Source organism: Curtobacterium sp. B8 (assembly GCF_000333315.1).
Taxonomy (GTDB): domain Bacteria; phylum Actinomycetota; class Actinomycetes; order Actinomycetales; family Microbacteriaceae; genus Curtobacterium; species Curtobacterium luteum.
The window spans coordinates 1-1,261 of sequence record NZ_BACW01000382.1 but is presented as its reverse complement, the minus strand read 5'-3'; the positions used below and the strand labels follow the sequence as shown (position 1 = coordinate 1,261).

Sequence of the window (1,261 nt, the reverse complement as noted above, 5' to 3'; positions counted from 1 at the left end):
GTGGGACGCGTGGGACGTCGACCGGTACTACCGCAACCGCGTCGAGGACCTCGTCCAGGTGTCCTCGCTCGTCGCATCGGTCGACGACAGGGGAGTCGCACGCGTGGTGGTCGTGCGTGCGTTCGGTGACTCGACCGTGACGCAGGAGATCGTCCTCGCACCCGGGTCCCGCACCCTCGAGTTCGACCAGGTGACGGACTGGCACGAGACCGAGAAGTTCCTCAAGGTGGCGTTCCCGCTCGACGTCCGCGCCGAGCACACCGTCGCCGAGACGCAGTTCGGCGCGCAGAAGCGGGTGACGCACACGAACACCTCGTGGGAGGCCGCGAAGTTCGAGACCTCGATGCACCGGTTCGTCCTCGTCGAGGAGCCCGGGTTCGGGGTGGCGCTCGTGAACGACTCGATCCACGGGTTCGACACCACCCGCGACGCCGTCGACGGGCACGTGACCACCACCGTCCGGCTGTCGTTGCTGCGCGCGCCGCGGTTCCCGGACCCGGAGACCGACCAGGGCACCCAGACGCACCGGTACGGCCTCGTCATCGGGACGGACCAGCTCGGGGCCACCGAGGCCGGCGTGGTCATGAACGCGTCGGTGCGGCGGATCACGGGAGCGCACGGGTTCGAGCCGCTCGTGCAGGTGTCCGGCGATGTCGTGCTGTCGAGCGTGAAGCTCGCGGACGACCGCTCGGGCGACCTGGTCGTCCGCGTGTACGAGCCGTCCGGACGTCGGGGGACCGGCGGCATCGCGGTCGACGGCGGGTGGTCGGGGCCGGTCGAGGTCACGTTGCTCGAGGAGCCCGACGCGGGGCTCCCCGGCGCGGCCTCGGTCACCGACGGCGTCGCGGCGTTCCCGGTCGACGCCTACGAGGTCCGGACCTTCCGCTTCGCGCGGACGGCCGTCTGAGACCCCGCCGCCGGGGCTTCGGGTGCCCCGGCGGCGGTCCCCGGTCGGCGTCCGTCGGCCGGTTCATCACTCGAAGAGGAGTGCCATGAAGAAGTCCACGAAGTTCGGGATCGTCGCGGCCATCGCCGCGATGGTCGCGGCACCACTCGTGCCGTCCGCCGCCTCTGCGGCGCCGTCGCCCACCGGGCTCGCCCACGGGGTCGGCGCGCACCACGGCGTCGGCCACGGCGCGCAGCCGCACGCCACCCCGACGAAGTCCGGGCCGACCAGCATCGCCTACGTCGAGGTCAACAACGACCAGCTGTCGAACGTCGGCCGCTACACGCTCGCGAACGGCGCCAACGCGTTCGACGG

1 protein-coding gene and 1 pseudogene are annotated in these 1,261 nt (G+C 72.0%); both read left to right on the top strand.

The annotated features are described in order from the left end of the window. Positions 1-907 (top strand): glycoside hydrolase family 38 C-terminal domain-containing protein (locus I59_RS09880; RefSeq protein WP_031273550.1); only part of this gene is annotated, 907 nt, incomplete at its 5' end. An 85-nt stretch (positions 908-992) separates the two neighbouring features. Continuing rightward, positions 993-1,261 (top strand): annotated as a pseudogene (locus I59_RS09875) (chitinase); the annotation flags it as partial.